Genomic DNA, 16,652 nt, shown 5'->3' on the forward strand with positions numbered 1-16,652 from the left:
GCACTCAGTCGTTATGATCGTATTTTGTTATCATGTCGATGAACCGTTGTTTAACAGCGGTAGAAATAATCCTTCCAAAACCGACGGTGTCGTACTCTTGCAACAGCATCAGAGCGTCGATGCTGTAACCCACAGTGGAAAGCTATGTTCCGCGCTTAACGCAAGAGTCCGAGGGCCGCATAACTGGCTATTAGCGTCGGAGCGGCCAGTTCGCGAGCTTTCGCCGCTCCCTTGGCGAGGGCGGCGTCAATCTGCTCGTGGTCGTCTTTCAGTGCCGTAAAACGTTCCGAGATGGGCCTGAAATTTTCGATGACGAGTTCGGCCAATGCGGGCTTGAATGCCCCAAAACCTTGACCGCCAAACCGGCCAAGCGTCGCATCGACGCTCTCTTCTGCAAATGCGGCATAAATGCCGATCAGATTTTGCGCTTCCGGACGTCCTTCCAGCCCGGCGGCATCGGACGGCAGGGGCTCTGGATCTGTCTTGGCCTTTTTGATCTTAGACAGGATTGTGTCTGCATCGTCGGATAAGTTGATTCTGCTCATGTCGCTTGGGTCGGACTTCGACATTTTTGCCGAGCCGTCACGCAGCGACATGATGCGCGCTGTCGCTTTGGGGATGATGGGGTCAGGCAACGTAAAAATTTCGGTGCCATTGCCATAGTCATTGTTGAATTTCTGCGCGATGTCGCGGGCAAGTTCCAGATGCTGTTTCTGGTCTTCACCCACGGGCACATGGGTTGCCTGATACAGCAAGACGTCCGCTGCCTGCAGCACCGGATAGGTGAAGAGGGCAATGCTCGCGCCTTCGCGGTTCTTGCCGGATTTATCTTTGAACTGTGTCATGCGATTCAGCCAGCCCATGCGGGCCGTTCCGTTCAGCAGCCACTGCAATTCGGCATGGGCAGGTACTTGGGCTTGATTGAACAAGATCGCTTTGTTGATGTCGAGGCCGCAGGCAATCAACGCAGCGGCCATTTCCCGGGTGTTTGCGGTCAACTCAGCGGGATTATGCGGCATCGAAAGGGCGTGCAGATCTGCGAGGAAATAGAGCGATTCCATTTCGTCCTGCATCTTTACCCAATTGCGGATGGCACCCAGATAATTACCGAGATGAAGATTTCCCGTTGGCTGGATGCCGGAAACGACGCGCATATTCTTAAGCCTCTCCTGTTGCGGGACCGCTACGCCGTAGCAGGCGATTGACCCGGTCTTTGTCAAGCGCGCCGACAAGATAGCCCACGGCGAAATATATCGCCATTCCGCCGCCCACCAAAAGGATGAGGGAGCTGACGCGGGTTAAAATATCGCTCGAAAAATTGGGAAGCAATATGCCCATCATCCACCAAAGCGCGGCCGACATAGCGGCCGTCGCAATAAGCTGGCGGAAAATTCGGTTGCCCAATTGCGCCGTGAAATGGAACCAGCCCCGCTTGTGGAGGACGGCATAGAGCAGCAGACAGTTGAGTGTTGCCGAACAGGCTGTAGCACCCGCCAATCCCACAATTCCATAGGAACGGACCACCCACACATTCAGGATGATATTGAAAATCAGAGAAATGAGTGCGGTGTAAACCGGCGTCTTTGTGTCGGATCGGGCAAAGAAGCCAGGGTTGAGGATTTTGACAATGACATAGGCGGGTAACCCGGCAACCAACGCCATTGTAATGTAGGACATTATTACGCCGTCTTCAGGCTTGAATTTTCCGCCGACAAAAAACGCATTTACGAATGCGGGGGCGCAAATCGCCAAAGCTGCCGCTGCGGGCAATGTCAGCAGCGTTGCCATTTCAAAGGCATCAGACTGCAAATTCTGTGCCTTAGCCTTGTCATCGCTTTGAATGTGGCGCGACAACATCGGAAGAATAGCCGTGCCCAAGGCGATCCCGACGATGCCCAACGGCATTTGGTTTAATCGATCGGCCATTTTCAGAAGCGTCAGCGAGCCCTGCGGCAAGGAGGTCGCGAAGAATGTGTCGACGAATTGACTGATCTGGTAAATGCCCGCGCCAAATGTCGCCGGCAGTATGACCATACCTAGTTGTTTGACCTCGGGTGTCAGTTTCGGCTTTTTGATACTCAGCTTAAGTCCGGCGCGTCGGACTGCCCACCATAAATAGAGGAACTGGACAAACCCGGATAGCGACACCGCGGCGCTGAGGGCATAGACGACATACCGGTCATCGCCGCTATCCCCGCGCCAGGAATAGCCCGCGATTATTCCACTGATCAAAACCAGATTGAAGAGCACAGGGGCAATGGCGCCCGGTGCAAAGCGTGACCGGGCGTTCAGCAACCCGGACAGCATGGCGACAAGGCTGATAAAGAACAGATAGGGGAAAGTGACGCGGCTCAGGAACACCGACAATTCGAACTTCCCCGGTACCGACTGATATTCCCCCGCCAGTCCGAGGACGATTATCGGCATGGCAATCATTGCCAGAGCGGAGAAGCCCAGTAAAACCCAGATAAAGACAGACAATACATCGTCGGCAAAGCGCGCCGCGTCCTCTTCGCCGCCTTCGCCCGCCAATTTGCGGGAGTACATTGGCACGAAAGCGACTGAAAACGCGCCTTCGGCAAAGAGACGCCGGAATGTGTTCGGCAGGGTGAACGCCAGTTGATAGGCGTCACCAGCCAGTCCCGCGCCAAGCACACGAGCTAGCATAATGTCACGAACAAAGCCGAAAATCCGGCTAAGCAGGGTGAATCCAGCGATCGTCGACGTGTGCTTGAGCAGGCTCAAATCACCGCTCCCCTAGGTCCGGATTCAGGCTTCGCCAGCCGGTTGGGTTTCCGCCATCTGCGCAGCTTGCGCGATCTGCTGAACGTAGAGAGCGTTGAAATCGATGGGCTCAAGAACGAGTGGAGGATATCCTGCATCGCGAACCGCATCCGCTACCACGCGGCGTGCAAAGGGGAACATCAAGCGTGGGGCTTCACCAAAAAGGAACGGGTGGGCCTGTTCGTCCGACACATTCCGCAGTCCGAACAATGTGCCATATTCGAGCTCGACAGAGAAATGGACGCCCTGATCGCTTTCGGCTTTTACAGCAAGCTTCAGGCCGACTTCATGGATTTCGTCATTGATCGCATTGACCTGGATATTGACCTGAACATCAATCTGCGGCTGAGCATCCCATTGAAAACTATGCGGCGCCTGTGGATTTTCGACGGATAAATCTTTGATATACTGATTGAGCATACCGACGGCGGGTGCGGTGTCCTCGCCATTCGCTTTGATGTTTTCCGAAACGATGGTGCCTTCTTCTTCGGCCATGTTCTGTCGTGCTTTCCTGTTTGGGGCCTGAGCCTGATTTTGGATGCGCTACCGCATCCGCGATTGGGTGCAGCGCCTAGCAGGGGCATGGAAAAAGGGCAATCGCTGTGTTTTGTTGCGGCAGAACGGAAGTTTCTTTGGGTAAAGCCCTTTGAAACTATCCCGTATAATGCTTATATGCATGACAGGGCGGAGCTGAAACCGGATTTTATGGGTTCAGCGCTAATCATTCGTCCATGTTTTTCGCGCATGGAGGCGTTGTGACTTTCACTATCGTATTGCTTGCTCTTGTTGCAGCTTTCTTGGGACTTCGTCTCTATTCGGTGCTTGGTAAACGCACCGGACATGAACAAGAACCCGTCGCACGCCAACCGATCGAGAGCACACCCACCATGGTGCGCCAACCACTGCCATCTGGCGATTCGGGAGCCGCGCTTCCCAAGAGCGATGTCAGTGTAGCCGACTTGGCTGCGCAAAGCGGACTTCGTGCCATTGCAAATGCCGACCGTACCTTTGATGCAGGGTTCTTCCTGGAAGGTTCAAAATCAGCTTATAAGATGGTGCTGGAAGCATATTGGAAAGGCGACAAGGACGCACTTCGTTTCCTGTGTGATGACGATGTGTACCAAAGCTTCGCCGAAGCCATTGACGGGCGCACCGAACGTGGTGAAACATTAGAGAACCGTTTGGTACGGATTGACGAAGCGCGCATATTGGATGCGACGTTTGATCACCCGATGGCCCGCGTGACCGTCCGCTTTGACGCCGATATCGCAGCACTCGTGAAGGACGCCGACGGAAATATCATCGGCGGTTCGATGACCGATGCCGTTGAAACACATGATATTTGGACATTCATGCGTGATGTGAAATCGGGCGACCGCAACTGGAAGCTTGACGAAACCGACTCGGTCTGATTCACCGGCGCGATGAAACGCGCGCTCTGTATTCTCTCGATTTCGGCATTGATGCTGTCGGCATGCTCCGGTGGTATCATTCCTAATGGCGGTGTCGCATCGCCCTCCACTCCACAACCTACGTCGGCAGACAGGCCTGCAAAGCCGATTCCGTCAACCGCTGAGCCCGCGTTACCTGCGGCGGCGCAACCTGGCGATGGTACGACTGCGGCTACTTTGGGTGTCGTTAGGGGCCCCGAAATTGGATCGCTCAAGGTGGATGCGCGCAAGTCCAAATTGGCCATGGACAGTTTCCGGGCCAGTTGCCCGGGACTTGTGAGGCGTTCGGACAATAGTGGCTTGACCCAAGGCGCGGACTGGGCTCCGGCTTGTGACGCCGTCAAAACATGGACCGGCGATGCAATCTCTTTCTTTGCCGCCTATATGGATGCAGTGCAGGTCGGGGATGGCAAGGCTTTCGCGACTGGCTATTATGAGCCTGAAATTCTTGGGTGCCGCACACGCCAACCCGGCTGCGAAGTTCCCATTTACAAAAGACCAGCAGACTTGATTGATGTCGATCTGGGACTTTTTAGCGACGATCTAAAAGGCAAGAACATCCGCGGCAAGGTCACCGGATCCAAACTCGTTCAATATGATGATCGCGCCGCTATCGAAAATGGTTCACTTGTCGGGCGCGGCCTTGAAATCGCCTATGCAAATGACGTGGTCGACTTCTTCTTTCTGCAAATTCAGGGATCGGGGCGCTTGAGGCTGCCAGATGGCGGTGTGATGCGGATAGGTTATGAAACGCAGAATGGCCGTGGATATACAGGCATTGGTCGTTTGATGAAGGATCGTGGGTTGATCACCGATGGTTCAATGCAAGGCATCGTCACTTATTTGCGCTCGAACCCCGACGAAGGCCGTAAGATCATGCAGGAAAACAAAAGTTTCGTGTTTTTCCGGGAACTGACCGGTGCCGGGCCTTTGGGAGCGATGGGCTATCCTGTAGTCGGTGAAGCCAGCGCTGCGGTTGATGTGAAGTTCATACCGCTCGGTGCGCCGCTATGGCTTTCCATGGATCGCGCAGAACCCAACGGTATCTGGATAGCGCAAGATACGGGTGGCGCGATTAAGGGTGCAAACCGTGTGGATACCTTTTGGGGCGCAGGCGACCGGGCGCGTGGGATCGCTGGCGGTATGGCTGCGCGCGGCTCGGCGCTTTTGTTTCTACCCAAGGCCGCGGTCGCCCGGCTCGGTTTGTAATCCGTGCTATGGCCCGGCGGCTGGACAATGTTGAAAAGGCGCTTTGGGGACGGGTGATCGAAACGGTCAAACCGCTGCATATCGTAAAGCCAAACGTAGAAGCCAAGGCTGCGACGCCTCCGGCAAAGCCTGTGGCAAAATCACAGAAGCTTTCACCGCCCGCTGCAGTTATCGCAAAGGTGGCAACGCCCGATAGACGGAGCGAACGGAAGCTGCCGCCCCCGCATCATAATCTAGATGGCCATTGGGACCGGCGTATTCATCGCGGGGCGATCGTTCCTGACATCAGCATAGACTTGCACGATGCGAATCTATCTCGCGCCTATGCCCGTCTGGATGGTGCGCTTGAGCAAGCTATTGCGCAAAAAATGAAAGTTGTTCTGCTCGTGACAGGAAAACCACGCACCCATGACAGGGCCAGTGGAGAGGGCAGGGGTGCCATCGCAGCGGTCGTGCGGGACTGGCTGGGCGCATCCCGTCATGCGCGCCATATATCGGCCGTTCGCAACGCCCATCCGCGGCACGGGGGTGCGGGTGCCTTGTATATCATCTTCAAGGGTTGACGGGTTAGTCCCTACAACAATCAACCCAGAATTTTCAGGGCAACCCGACGATAGATCTCTGTTAGCGCTTCCAAGTCGGCAAGGGCAACGGCTTCGTCCAACTTGTGCATAGTGGCGTTGCACAAACCGAACTCCACAACCGGACAAACTCGCGTCAGAAACCGCGCATCCGATGTCCCGCCTGTCGTCGATGCTTCGGGTTGGATCCCCGTAACCGCCTCAACTGCTTCCGAAATCGCGGCGGACAGTTCGCCAGGCGGTGTGAGAAACGCTTCGCCTGAAATCATCGCCGTCAATGTTCCGCCACCGGCTTCGATGAGCGTGCGGAGACGTTCAACCAGAGCATCGCCCTGCTGTAGGTCGTTAAAGCGGATGGACAGGCGCGCTTCCGCTTTTGCGGGGATGACGTTGGTGGCCTTGTTGCCCACCTGCATGTCGGTAATCTCAATATTGCTAGGCTGGAACCAATCGGTTCCGTCATCGAGGTGGATGGCTTCAATTTCCGCCAATATCTTGATCAGCCTTGGAATAGGGTTGTCGGCAAGGTGCGGGTAGGCGACGTGCCCCTGCGTTCCCGCCACCGAAATCCACATGTTTACCGAACCGCGTCGTCCGATTTTCATCATATCACCCAGACGATGGACGCTGGTGGGTTCGCCAACGAGGCAGAAATCCGGAACTGATTGACGTGCGTGCATATGGTCAATCAGCGCACGGGTGCCGTATATGGCAGGGCCTTCTTCATCGCCCGTAATGATCAGGCTGATAGTGCCGGCGTCTTCTGGAATGCTATGCAGCGCTGCGACAAATGCAGCGATGCTACCCTTCATATCGACAGCACCACGTCCATGGAGGAGATCACCCCGTATTTCCGGAACAAAGGGATCGCTTCCCCATCCATCGCCGGGTGGAACAACGTCCAGATGTCCTGCAAACGCAAAATGGCGGCCGGATGACTTGCGTATTGCGAACAAATTTTCGACCGGGGCGCCGTGCGCCGGATTTTGGTCATCTTCACCGGACAGGAAACGGTCAACCGCAAAGCCGAGGGGGGTGAGCATCTCCTCCAATGCATCAAATACCGCGCCTGTGGCTGGGGTGATGCTTTCGCAGGCGATCAGTTTTCGGGCGTAGGCGAGTGCAAGGCTGTCAGTCATCGGACTGCAGCGTTACGTGCTTATGCGGTGTGAAACAAGTCAGACAGCGGTTTTACGCAGTGCCTTTTCCGTCAACGCGGCGTCCGCATCAACCGCGCCCACGATCGCAACATTGCCATCTGCATCGCGGCGAGCCACGAGCAGCACAAATTCTTCACCCGAACCTGCAAATTCGCTCAGATCACGTACGCGAGCAGAACGGAGGCGAGATCGTGGATCAACGGCAGGTGCGGCAACATGCTGTCCTGCCGCAACCTTTTTCGCGCGGCGCTCGGCGGCAATTATACCTTTCAAGCCACCATCATGCTTGGAGAGGATATCGGCAAGGCCGCCCATTGGCACGGCATTGCGGTCAGCGAACTGCAGGGCTGTGGCAAATTCTGTGAGGCGGGTTTTGTCATAGCCGACGCCAAACACTAGCTTCACAATAGGTGTGAAACGGGCGCGCTCTTGCGCAACAAGTCCGGCGTCACTCAACAACTCGGCATAATCCGCCGGATATTTTGCAGCCACCAGAGCAAAGTCATGTGCACGGCCAATAGCCTGATACAGGGCATCGCGTGTCCGCATATCCGCGTCGCGGGCGCTGTCTGCGCTTTGACGGGCGGCATCCAGCCAATCAGCCAGTGATGAATTTTCGTCAGGTTGCGATTCGGCCAGGGCATAGGATTCGCCCAGTTCGAGTTCCTCTATAATGTGATCAAAGTCTTCGACTTCCTTTTCGTCGTCGAGATGCCCGGCGGTTGGGCCATCGGCCCATACCGGAACATGCTCCTGCCGCGGCGGTGCGGCGGCCAGTGCTTGTTCGACCTCTAACTGCAACGGTGCGGCGATTTCCACCGCTACCGCCTCTTTCCAATTGATGACGCCGTAAATGAAATCGATCGTGTCGTCGTCCGAAGAATAGGGCAGCAAAATGCCGCGATACATGATGTTGACGCCGCGATCGTTGATGAATTCCGCTTCAAAGCCGATCGGCGCGCGGTTCGCTATGATCTGCAGATAATGGTCGGTAATGCGCGAAAGCAAGGATCTGCTGGGGACTTGGTCGAGGTAGGAAACATCATCGCTCAACCCGCATTCGGAACGCAGTTTCTCGCCGAGATATTCGATAGAAGGGTTTTCAATGCCCGAGGTAAAGTCGAGAAGGACGCTATAATCACGGAAATCTTCCACCGAAGACGGATCAAGCTCTTCGATTGAGGGATAGTTTTTGTCGTTTAGCTGGGCGGTCCAGAAATTATAGGCGCGCACTTGCATGCGCCGCTCATCGGTCGAAACAACAGGAGGTGCCTCGATTGCGGCGTCCTCATCGTCGAATACGGCATAACCGGGAACGTCGGGCTGATAGTCCGATCCATATGGCTCAAATCCGCGCAAATTATCCATCTTTGGGTCCTGTCGATGTACGTCGCGACTTTTCAGTCGGGTACAGAATGCCCAAGGATGGTTAAAATGGCGTAAACTTTTACCGCAACTCCTGTTGTGACCGGCGACGTGCCAAAGCTGTCTTTACGAAGATGGAGCTAAGACGCGCGACAGTGCATCTCCCCAACCGTTCAATCGTTTTTGCCGATCGGTGTCGGGCATGGCCGGCTGGAACCGCGTTACACCCCCGCGCATAGCTGTTGCGGCCTCCAGCGAAGGATAAAGTCCCGCACCTACCGCAGCGAGCATCGCCGCGCCTAATGCCGTTGTTTCGATGAACGCCGGACGCTCCACATCAATGGCCAATATGTCTGCCAGATCCTGCGCCATCCAGTCGTTCGCAACCATGCCGCCGTCGATGCGCAGCTCGGCCCAATCCGCACCATCAGCGGCAAAGGCGGTTTTCAGATCGTGCGTTTGGTGCGCCATAGCCTCCAACGCGGCGCGGGCAATATGCGCTTTCTTGGCCGAAAAGCTGAGCCCTGCGATGGTCCCGCGTGCATTAGGCTGCCAATGCGGGGCACCAAGCCCGGATAGCGCCGGAACCAGATAAACTCCGCCATTGTCGGCTACACTTCGTGCGAGAGGTTCTGTCTCCGCGGCACTGCCGATCAATCCCAAATCATCGCGCAACCATTGTACCAGACTGCCTGCCACAAAGACGGAACCTTCCAATGCGTAATGCCGTTCGCCCGCAATCTGGTACAATACGGTCGATAGCAGTCGATGCTTCGATTGCCGCAGCGTCGTTCCTGTTTGGGTCAGGACGAAAGCGCCAGTGCCGAATGTTGCCTTGGTTTGGCCGATCGTAAAACATCCCTGACCGATTGTGGCGGCCTGCTGATCACCCGCCATCCCTGTAATGGGAATCGAAGAACCGAACATTTCCGGCGTTGTAGTGCCAAGTTGTCCGGCGCAATCTGTGATTTCGGGTAATATGTCACGGGGAACACCAAATAAGTCGGTCAGGCCGTCATCCCAACCGCCGCTGCCAATCGCCATCAATGCGGTCCGTGATGCATTGCTTGCATCGCTGATATGCGCGCCTCCGGTCAGGCGATAGACAAGATAGCTCTCGATTGTACCGACCCGCAAATGTGCACTGGCCTCGGCCAGTTGCGGCCAATTGGCGAGCGCCCAACCAATTTTCGAACCTGAAAAATAGGGATCGAGCAACAACCCCGTTTTCGCCTGCACAACCGGTTCTTCGCCGCGCTCGCGCAGGGCCATGCATTGGTCCGCCGTGCGCCGGTCTTGCCAGACGATGGCGGGAGCCAGCGGCTTTCCGGTGCGCGCATCCCAGAACACAATGGTCTCACGCTGGTTTGTAATACCAATGCCTGCGATCTGGTCAGCTCCACCGGCCTTTGCTACCATTTCGCGCGCACATTCGAGCGTGAGATTCCAGATTTCCTCCGCATCATGCTCGACTAGCCCCGGGGCGGGATAATGCTGTGTCAGCGGACGCTGGCAACTGCCGAGAGCCTCGCCACTGGCCGCGAACAGCACTGCGCGGGTTGAAGTAGTCCCTTCATCAATGACCAATATGCTTTTACTCATGCTTCAAGCGCCGCAAGACGGCGTCCCTCCTTGCTCCAGATGAAAACAGCCCTGTTCCCGAAAAGGAACCGGTTGACGGCCAGAGCCATCAAAACACATGTAACCAAAACAATGGCCATGACATCAATATAATGAAGCCAGCCAATGCCGATATGCTGGTAGAATGTCTCCCCAGCATAAAGCGTGTCTGGAACATAAAGAATGAAATTGTGGAAGGCATAAAGCGCAACGCCCCAGATTAAACCCGCGATTGCAGCGCGGGCATCCATATTCCGGAACAGTAGTCCGGCGATGAAAGCCGATAAAATGGGCATCGATGACAAGCCGTTAAGTTGCTGCAGCAGGTTGATTATGCTTTTCGCGTTTTCGAAAACCGGAACAAGCAGAATTGAGGTGATTGTCAGAACCACCGAAACCACCGCCGCCAGCCGCCAATGGTTTGCCACTGGACTAATGAATTTGTCATGAAAATCGACGGAATAGAGCGCGACGGAGCTGTTCAATATCGCGCTGGTATGGGCTATCACCGCTGCCATCATCATGGCAGCGAACGCGCCTGACATCCACCCGGGCAGGACATGCGCAACAAGTTTGCCATAGGCTGCATCTCCCAAGCTGCCGAACAGCTTGTAGGCAACAACGCCCGGTATAACCACGATGGCCGGAATGATGAGGATACGGACAATCGCTGCGGCCATCACACCTTTTTGCGCTTCGCGGACGGTGGGGGCGGTCATCGCTTTTTGGGTGATGTTCTGGTTGGTGGACCAGTAGAAAATCTGGATGAAGATCATCCCTGTAAACAATGTGTGGAAAGGGATGGGGGATTCGATGCTGCCGATCATCGATGTCCGCTCTGCAGGAACGGTGGACAGGTCAAAGTCGACGGCCGCCAAGGCTAGAATAACCACCAGGAAAGCAATCGCCAGAACGCCAATGCCGGAATAGGTATCCATCACTGCAACGGCCCGGAGCCCGCCGGTAATCGTGTAAATTGCCGCGATAATCGCCATCGGCGCAGCAAACCACAGCAACGACCAATCGACGCCAAACATGGATTTAAGGAAAAGGCTGCCGGAATAAAGCGCAGCCGGAAGGTAGATCAATATGTTGCCAAGGAGAAACAGGGCGGAAATTACGGTTCGAATACTGCCTCCGTTATAACGGCGTTCGAGCAGTTCGGTCACCGTCGTGCAGTTGTTCCGGTAATATATCGGCACAAAGATGAAGGCGAGGATCAGCAATCCGACAAAACCGGAAATTTCCCACCACGCAAGAAGGAGCATCTGGTTGCCATTCATGCCGACCAGCTGTTCGGTCGACAGATTGGTCAAGGTTATCGATCCCGCGACGAAAAGCCATGTAAGGCCGCCGCCAGCGAGAAAGACTTCCTTGGTTGAGCCTGCTTCATCCGTGCGGTTGGCACCTTTGCCATGAACTTTCCAATAGGTGAGAACAGCGATGAGAATGGTAAGAGTGACAAATATGCCGATCTGCCCCACACTGTTTGTGGTTTCAAACATTCGCTCTCCCCGCCCTAAATTCGTATGCAAACCTGGTCTTGTCCGCATTATTTGTTTGCGAAACTAGTCTCTGTCTTTGAAAAGACAATGCGACAAAACAGAAATTGCTACAAACGTTCAAAATACACAGGAGAGTTCTTTGCACCATCTGCGCCTCGATGCGGTCGACTGCACCATTCTGATCGCATGCGCACGCGGAGCAACGCCATCGCTGCTTTATTGGGGGGCTAAGCTTGGCGACGATGTGTCGGGCGATGAGGTTGAACAACTTGCCCTTCGGCAGGGGATGCATGGGGTCGCCGATGTTTCCCTGCCTTTGTCCCTCGCGATGGAGGCGGGGCTTGGGCACCCGATGGTGCAGGGATTGTCCGCGCACCGCGAAGGTAAGGACTGGGGTAGTCTTTTTCGTGTGGCCAAAATTGAGACCCTGCCACATGCCGCTAAAATAATTTGCCGCGACGAGCAGACCCGACTGGGGCTGGAATACAGCGTTGAACTCGACCCCGAAAGTGGTGTGCTGCGCATAGCGTCGACCCTGACCAACTATGGTGCCGCCCCGCTTGACCTGAACGAGATGGCCACGGCTTGCCTTGAACTGCCGCAAAACATGACCGATATCATCGGCTTTACAGGACGATGGACGCAGGAATTTGGCCTTGAGCGGATTGCCCGGACGTCGGGTAGCTATGTACGCGAAAATCGCAGCGGACGGACCTCGCATTTTAGCTATCCCGCTCTTTTGCTTGCCACAGCGGATACCAACGAAAGTGCCGGAGAAGTCTATGGCATGCACTTGGCATGGAGCGGCAATCATCGGCTGCGTGTCGACACGCTGACCGACGGGCGCGTAATTGCGAGCTTGGGCGCGCTGCTTTTTCCAGGCGAAATCCGCTTGGCGCCCGGCGAAAACTACGCAAGCCCCGAAATCGTCGCCGCCTACAGCGCACAAGGTTTCAGCGCACTTAGCCGGAAGTTCCATCAGCACGTCCGCACAAAGCTGTTGCGTACCGACATGCGTGCCAAGCCAAGGCCGGTCCATTATAATACTTGGGAAGCCGTCTATTTCGACCATGACACCGACAGGCTGAAAGAGCTTGCAACCAAGGCGGCTGCGCTGGGTGTTGAACGCTTTGTGCTGGATGACGGCTGGTTCGGCGCACGGCGCAATGACCTTGCCGGACTGGGGGACTGGTTCGTTTCGGATGATGTTTATCCAGACGGCCTCGGGCCGCTTGTCGACCATGTCACCGGTCTGGGCATGGAAATGGGCATCTGGTTCGAACCTGAAATGGTCAATCCGGACAGCGTGCTCTATCGGGCGCATCCGGACTGGGTTCTCGGCGCTGAGGCCGTCGATCAGGTCCCCTTCCGCACCCAATATGTGCTCGACATCAGCCGGCCCGAAGTGGCCGACTATCTGTTCGACCGGATGGACGCCGTCTTGCGGGACCATGACATCCGCTACATCAAGTGGGACATGAACCGTGATCTCAGTCACCCCGGTGGCGTGGATGGCGCGGTGCGGGCTGTGGCGCAGGTGCACGCGCTTTATGCATTGTTGGACAGGGTTCGCGCAGCACATCCCCAAGTTGAAATCGAAAGCTGTTCGTCGGGTGGGGCGCGGGCTGACATGGGCGTGTTGGCGCATAGCGACCGGGTTTGGACTTCCGACAGCAATGACGCATTGGACCGCCAAAATATCCAGCGCGGCGCGAGCTTCTTTTTGCCGCCCGAGATTATGGGTTGTCATGTCGGGCCAGCCCATTGTCACGTCACGGGGCGCCGCATTTCGATGGCGACGCGTGCGGCGACGGCGTTGACCGGTCATATGGGATTGGAATTGAACCTGCTGACCGAGCGGGAGGCGGATCTGATGCAGCTGAAAGCTGCCATTACGCTGCATAAGCAGCACCGCAGTCTGTTGCATGATGGCGATATCTATCGTCTCGACACCGCTGTGCACCATCTGGCCAGCGGAGTTGTGGCGCGGGACAAATCGGAAGCCCTCTTTTCGTTCAGCTATATGACCGGTGACCAGCATGTTTTGCCGGGAAGGCTGCAATTTGCAGGTCTTGATCCGGCGCGCCGCTATCATCTCGCCCTCATCTGGCCTGCGGGATGGCAGGCGGTGAAGGCGCCGTCGCTGATCGAGAAACTTGATCTTTCCGGTTCGGGCGCTGTGTTTAACGGGGCGGCATTGATACAGGCGGGGATGCAATTGCCCCATGCCCAGCCGGAGACATGCCTGCTGTTCCACTTGAAGGCAGTGTAGGCCCAAGTCATCATCTGTATAAATGCCTCTGTGCGCTCTCCAGGTCGTCCACAAATAGCGCCCGCTCCCTTTCTGCCGCCTCGGCGTCGGGTAGGCGCAGCAAATAGCTGGGGTGGATGGTAACCAGAACCGGCACACCTTCCAAGCTTTCGAAGACCTGACCGCGGCTGGCGGTGATGGGTAAAGACCGCCCGGTCAGACTGCGCGCTGCCGTGGCGCCAAGCGCCACAATCAGTTCTGGCTTCACCAGCTCGATTTCGCGTTTCAACCACCAGCGGCAATGGTTGATTTCGCCGACATTGGGCCGCTCGTGGATGCGCCTTTTGCCTTCGGGCCGGAATTTGAAATGTTTAACCGCGTTGGTCACATAGCTCTGGTTCCGATCCACGCCGGCCTGTGCCAGCGCTGCATCTAATATCTGCCCTGCAGGGCCCACAAAAGGTCGTCCGGCGCGATCTTCCTGATCACCGGGCTGTTCGCCGACAAACATCAGCCAGGCATCGGCCGGGCCTTCGCCAAAGACCAATTGAGTGGCAGGGCCATAGAGCGGGCAGCGGCGGCAGCGGTCGGCTTCGGCGCGTAGTGTGGTGAGTGTATCGGCGACCATGGGCAGGATATCCTTTTCGATCATTGCCAACTCCCGGTTGCGCGCCGACTGGATTAGCTCGGTCACCAGCGCCGTTTCCGGCATGTTGTGCCAATATTTCTTGGGCATCTCCTTCAGCATGGCGTTTACCTTGAGCCGGGCTGGGTTGAAGATGGAGCCGTAGTAGGTCTTCCACTGTTCTTCGACGCTATCTTCGGTCGGGGCGTCGGTTTTTAACTTGGCTGACGCTTCGAGCAGTGTTTGGCGGTCCCAGTGGATCGTCAGGCTGGGGGTCAGGATTGACCATTTCATGCCGGCAAAGCGGCGGACGAAGAAGGCGGCGTTGGTGCGGACGATGTGGTGTTCGGGTTCGAACCAGGCCACGAAATGCTCCTCGCCCCCGGCCTCCTCGACGCGGCGGAACCGCAGAAAAGCACGCATTTTGTGGATATCGCGCCGGACATTCTTCGCCATCATCTCCAGCTTGCGGAGCAGGGGGTCGGCCTCGTCCCCCATGTGCCGCTGCCGCGCCTTCAGGTCGATCAGCAACTGGTAGAGCAGTCCAAAACGCTCCGGGTCCGAATGGCAGATGACCGACCGCGCCAGCTCGGCAAAGCCCTTGGGCACGCCAATGGGCGCCGCTTCCAGACAGGCCTCCGGGCTCGCAAACAGGTCGGTGCGCTGCTCGCCTACCTGCCAGACCACGTCCGCCGGCCGCGCACCGAGCCGCATCAGCCCGCGGCACTGGTTGCGCCAACCGTCAAAATCATCCTCCGCCGCAATCCGTGCGGTAATCATGCGAACAGCTCCAACTGCTCCGTCTTGGGGGCAACGCTGGCGCGCAAATGTTCAAGATCGGTAAGCGCCCCCGGCGTCCAGCCATCCGCAATCAGGAAAGGCCGGATTTTCGCGATCGACACCGTCAACCGCCCCACATCCTCCAGCCGCAGCCTCCGCCAGCGGCGCGCCTTCAGGATCGCCTTCACTGCCTTCGTCCCGAGCCCCGGCACCCGCCACAGCATCTCCTTCGGCGCGCGGTTGACGTCGACCGGGAACTGCCCGCGATGCTTCAGCGCCCAGGCAAGCTTCGGATCGATATCAAGCGGCAACATGCCATCGGCTTGCGCCGCATCGACGACCTCTTGCGGGGCAAAACCATAAAAACGCATCAGCCAGTCCGACTGGTACAGCCGGTGTTCGCGCATCAGCGGCGGGCGTTGCAGGGGCAGGACCGCGCTCGCGTCGGGGATTGGGCTGAATGCCGAATAATAGACGCGGCGCAGGCCGAAGCGGTCGTACAACCCGTTGGCGCGGCGGACGATATCGCTGTCGGTCGCGGCGTCAGCCCCGACGATCATCTGCGTCGATTGACCGGCTGGGGCAAAGTTCGGCGCGCTGCGGTATTTCTTCTTGGCATCGCGGCCATCTAGGATCGACGTCTTCAACCCGCCCATTGCCCCTTCGATGCGCTCCTCGGACTTTTCGGGGGCAAGGCGGTTCAGCCCTTCGCGCGTCGGCAATTCCACATTGATCGACAGACGGTCGGCATGCCGCCCCGCCGCCTCCAGAAATTCGGGGTCGGCATCTGGAATGGTCTTCAAATGGATATAGCCGCGAAAGTCATGATCCTCCCGCAAGCTGCGCGCGACTTCGACAATCTGCTCCATCGTATAGTTGGAGCTTTTGATGATCCCCGACGAAAGAAACAGCCCTTCGATATAATTGCGCTTATAAAAGTTGAGCGTGAGGTCGACGACTTCCTTGGGTGTGAAGCGTGCGCGGCGGACGTTGGAGCTTTTGCGGTTGATGCAATAATGGCAGTCGAAGATGCAGCTGTTGGTCAGCAAAATCTTCAGCAGCGATATGCACCGCCCGTCGGGGGCATAGGCATGGCAGATGCCCATGCCTTCGGTCGATCCGATCCCGCCCGATTTGGAGCTGGACCGTTTTACGGTTCCTGAAGAGGCGCAGGACGCGTCATATTTGGCGGCATCCGCCAAGATGGCGAGCTTCTCGGTCACTTGTAATTGGGTCATTTGTTCTGTATATGTTCGCGATGTCGCCCCGTCTATACCCCATGTATGAAAGTGCGGCAGAACGCGCATTTGGGGAGGAATGC

At 56.7% G+C, this 16,652-nt stretch carries 13 protein-coding genes; 4 read left to right on the plus strand and 9 right to left on the minus strand.

All coding sequences use genetic code 11. The annotated features are described in order from the left end of the window. Positions 1 to 155: 155 nt before the first annotated feature. The 3 genes from trpS to secB are packed head-to-tail and all read right to left on the minus strand — an operon-like array spanning position 156 to position 3,279. Positions 156 to 1,154 carry a tryptophan--tRNA ligase gene (gene trpS, locus EUU25_RS01320; protein WP_158897680.1) on the minus strand — a complete coding sequence of 333 codons (999 nt, stop codon included), beginning with the start codon at positions 1,152 to 1,154 and terminating at the stop codon, positions 156 to 158. 4 nt (positions 1,155 to 1,158) lie between these two features. Then, positions 1,159 to 2,745, minus strand: coding sequence for a murein biosynthesis integral membrane protein MurJ (murJ, locus tag EUU25_RS01325; protein WP_158897681.1), 1,587 nt, complete (start codon positions 2,743 to 2,745; stop codon positions 1,159 to 1,161). Positions 2,746 to 2,769: 24 nt separating this feature from the next. Then, positions 2,770 to 3,279 carry a protein-export chaperone SecB gene (gene secB / locus EUU25_RS01330; RefSeq protein WP_158897682.1) on the minus strand — a complete coding sequence of 170 codons (510 nt, stop codon included), beginning with the start codon at positions 3,277 to 3,279 and terminating at the stop codon, positions 2,770 to 2,772. A 236-nt stretch (positions 3,280 to 3,515) separates the two neighbouring features. Here secB and EUU25_RS01335 point away from each other — a divergent pair, with 236 nt between their 5' ends. The 3 genes from EUU25_RS01335 to EUU25_RS01345 are packed head-to-tail and all read left to right on the plus strand — an operon-like array spanning position 3,516 to position 6,007. Further along, positions 3,516 to 4,196, plus strand: a complete 681-nt coding sequence (locus EUU25_RS01335) for a Tim44/TimA family putative adaptor protein (RefSeq protein WP_158897683.1) — start codon at positions 3,516 to 3,518, stop codon at positions 4,194 to 4,196. 12 nt (positions 4,197 to 4,208) lie between these two features. Next, positions 4,209 to 5,444: a murein transglycosylase A gene (gene mltA / locus EUU25_RS01340; protein ID WP_158897684.1), complete on the plus strand. Its 1,236-nt coding sequence runs from the start codon at positions 4,209 to 4,211 to the stop codon at positions 5,442 to 5,444. 8 nt (positions 5,445 to 5,452) lie between these two features. After that, the gene (locus EUU25_RS01345) at positions 5,453 to 6,007 is read left to right on the plus strand and encodes a Smr/MutS family protein (protein WP_158897685.1); all 555 of its coding nucleotides are present in this window, start codon (positions 5,453 to 5,455) and stop codon (positions 6,005 to 6,007) included. A 20-nt stretch (positions 6,008 to 6,027) separates the two neighbouring features. Here EUU25_RS01345 and dapE read toward each other — a convergent pair whose 3' ends face one another. The 4 genes from dapE to EUU25_RS01365 all read right to left on the minus strand — a co-directional run bounded on the left by dapE (position 6,028) and on the right by EUU25_RS01365 (position 11,675). Then, positions 6,028 to 7,164, minus strand: a complete 1,137-nt coding sequence (gene dapE / locus EUU25_RS01350) for a succinyl-diaminopimelate desuccinylase (protein ID WP_158897686.1) — start codon at positions 7,162 to 7,164, stop codon at positions 6,028 to 6,030. Positions 7,165 to 7,203: 39 nt separating this feature from the next. Next, entirely contained in the window at positions 7,204 to 8,553 is a 1,350-nt protein-coding gene (locus EUU25_RS01355; protein ID WP_158897687.1) for a PAS domain-containing protein, read from the minus strand. 123 nt (positions 8,554 to 8,676) lie between these two features. After that, complete coding sequence (locus tag EUU25_RS01360; RefSeq protein ID WP_158897688.1) at positions 8,677 to 10,152, minus strand: glycerol kinase; 1,476 nt, start codon at positions 10,150 to 10,152, stop codon at positions 8,677 to 8,679. Then, complete coding sequence (locus EUU25_RS01365; protein ID WP_158897689.1) at positions 10,149 to 11,675, minus strand: sodium:solute symporter family transporter; 1,527 nt, start codon at positions 11,673 to 11,675, stop codon at positions 10,149 to 10,151. The genes EUU25_RS01360 and EUU25_RS01365 overlap by 4 nt, the downstream gene beginning before the upstream one ends. Before the next feature lie 139 nt (positions 11,676 to 11,814). Between EUU25_RS01365 and EUU25_RS01370 the strand changes: the two genes are divergently transcribed. Next, entirely contained in the window at positions 11,815 to 13,947 is a 2,133-nt protein-coding gene (locus EUU25_RS01370) for an alpha-galactosidase (RefSeq protein ID WP_158897690.1), read from the plus strand. Between the two features lie 10 nt (positions 13,948 to 13,957). Here the strand turns inward: EUU25_RS01370 and EUU25_RS01375 are convergent, their stop codons facing one another. Next, on the minus strand, positions 13,958 to 15,331 hold the full coding sequence (locus EUU25_RS01375) for a UdgX family uracil-DNA binding protein (RefSeq protein ID WP_158897691.1): 1,374 nt from the start codon (positions 15,329 to 15,331) through the stop codon (positions 13,958 to 13,960). Continuing rightward, positions 15,328 to 16,569 (minus strand): putative DNA modification/repair radical SAM protein, encoded by a 1,242-nt coding sequence (locus EUU25_RS01380; protein ID WP_158897692.1) that lies wholly within the window; start codon positions 16,567 to 16,569, stop codon positions 15,328 to 15,330. The genes EUU25_RS01375 and EUU25_RS01380 overlap by 4 nt, the downstream gene beginning before the upstream one ends. Between the last annotated feature and the right edge of the window lie 83 nt (positions 16,570 to 16,652).

The sequence above is a fragment of the Sphingorhabdus lacus genome (assembly GCF_009768975.1).
Lineage (GTDB): Bacteria > Pseudomonadota > Alphaproteobacteria > Sphingomonadales > Sphingomonadaceae > Sphingorhabdus_B > Sphingorhabdus_B lacus.